2 protein-coding genes are annotated in these 2,184 nt (G+C 49.6%); both read right to left on the bottom strand.

From position 1 onward, the window contains the following. Positions 1 to 47: 47 nt before the first annotated feature. Positions 48 to 1,754 (bottom strand): diguanylate cyclase, encoded by a 1,707-nt coding sequence (locus tag IBX50_RS19980; protein WP_292258148.1) that lies wholly within the window; start codon positions 1,752 to 1,754, stop codon positions 48 to 50. Between the two features lie 85 nt (positions 1,755 to 1,839). After that, positions 1,840 to 2,184 (bottom strand): PaaI family thioesterase (locus IBX50_RS19975; protein WP_366930757.1); only part of this gene is annotated, 345 nt, incomplete at its 5' end.

The following is a 2,184-nucleotide window of genomic DNA, read 5'->3' as shown; positions in this document are numbered from 1 at the left end:
AGTGGTGGAAGAAAGTCAGGCTTTGTATTAATCAAAAAAAGCCTGTTTTATTCCGTCAAAACTGAAAGGTCGTAACTGCATACCCGGTTGCGGCCTTCGTTTTTGGCTCGATACAGTGCCTGATCTGCCCGCTGAATAAGATCATCCAGATTGTTATCCTGCTGATTAACCTGAGCCACACCAAAGCTGGCGGTGATTCGCACCTGTGCTCCCTCGTATTCCATCAGGGTTTTTCTCAACACCTGCAACAATCGCTCAGCAAAATTAACCGCCTGATCCACTGTGGTGTTGGGCATTAAAAGGATAAATTCCTCACCACCCCAGCGCGCAGCAAGATCCTGCTCACGGATATTTTCGCGAATACACTGCGCCAGTTTTTTTAATACTTCATCACCAAAAGCATGACCGTAGGTGTCATTAAAGTTCTTGAAGTGATCAATATCCAACACCACCACACTCAGCGGTAACTGACGACGGTGGGATAAACCCCAGAACACCTCCGCCCGCTGATACAGTGCCCTGCGGTTATTTAACTGTGTCAAAGAGTCCGTATTGGCTTCCAGTTCAGCCTGATACTGTTTCTGCTGAGCACGACGAATACGTGAAGCCAAGGCCAGCGCCAGCAGTGTAGCCTCCACTAACATACCCAGCTCCGCAGCTCGAAAAAGCCACTCGTTACTAGGTACAGCACCCCAGGTGGAGAGGGTTGTTAAAAGTGTACCCAACGTGCCAAAACTGACTGCAGCCAGATAAAAACGAGCACTGATACTGCCCTGACGAACCTGATAAACACCCATCATCAGCATCAACAGGGTAAAAACCACCATAAATACAAAAGCCACCAACAGCGCCAGTGACTGATTCTGCAACATCAGACTCAGGAAATACAACAACAGCACCAACACCATACTGCCCCGGCTTAACCGGTACGCCAGCCACCAATGACGGCGAATATCCAGAAACACCGTGGCAAACAGCAACCCGGCACAACCAAACCCAATCATCAACAAGGGCTGCGCCCAGCGTTGCCACTCCACAGCATCCGGCCACAGCCAGGCAAAACCATGTCCGGTGTATGAAAAGTTGGTAAGGGTGAAAATACTCAGATAAAGCGCATACAGCAAATGCCGCCGATCCCGGATACCAAAATAAATCGCGGTATTGTACAAAATCAGCGCCAGCAAAAAACCGTAACCCAAACCGTAGGTGAACACCCTGCGCAGAGAAAACTCCATCAGTTCGGCATCATCCATCAGCCGCAGGGGCACCACCATAGCATCGGGTGTAGCTGCAAAGATCAGCACCTGACTAAGACCAGGACGCAGCTCCAGTGATTTGACAAAACCCGTCTGTAAACGATTACGACCAGTAAAGGGATAGTTGTCACCAGTGATCCAGCGATCCACCTCCACCCCATCACGGAACACATGGTAGTGCACCTCATCAATCCATGAAGCATCCAATAAAAGATGGCGAAATTGAGTCAGACCGGTGGGGTTATCCAGCTCCAGCAGCATCCAGACCGAGGAGCCACCTATACCAAAAGTGAGGGTAGACTGTTCAGCAGCAACAAACCTGCCTTGCTGCCAAAGTTGATAAGCCTGTTGTGCATTCAGCTGTTGCTGTAGATCCAGATGATAAACCACAGCCCGCCCTACCGGGCGACTCACCTCGTCCGTAATGGACAAAGCAGCACTGGTTGTTCCCGTCACAACCAGTAAGAGCAGGAACAGCAATATCCGATACAGCGGCATCAGCAAATTCCTCAGGGAGCACATAGTTTTATTATATATAAAACTGACACCACTTTAAAAGTATAATATTTTGTTAATAAAAGACTTATTCTGGCTTACGAACCACCGCTAGAGTAACACAGGCGCGCGCTAATAAACGTTCTCGTTTTTGATCAGTAAACAGATCTGACTCCACCACAATCAATCCTCGCCCTGGTTTAATCACCCGCGCCACACAGTTCAGCTCCTTGCCATACACCGGGCGCAGCAAGCTGATTTTAAAATCCGCAGTCAGCACCATCGAACCTGCCGGAATCAAAGTGGCTGCGGCCGCCCCGGCAGTATGATCCGCCACTGAACACTGCACCCCAGCATGAACAAAACCATCCTGCTGGTTATGATCCTTACGCACCAGCAAGCGGGTTTCACAAAAGCCAGGTGCCACTTCAAC

The organism is Marinospirillum sp. (genome assembly GCF_014859565.1).
This window is presented reverse-complemented; position numbering and strand designations above follow the sequence as displayed.

Coding starts and splice junctions, on each gene's coding strand:
- IBX50_RS19980 (WP_292258148.1), bottom strand. CDS start 1,754: ATGCCGCTGTATCGGATATTGCTGTTCCTGCTCTTACTGGTTGTGACG.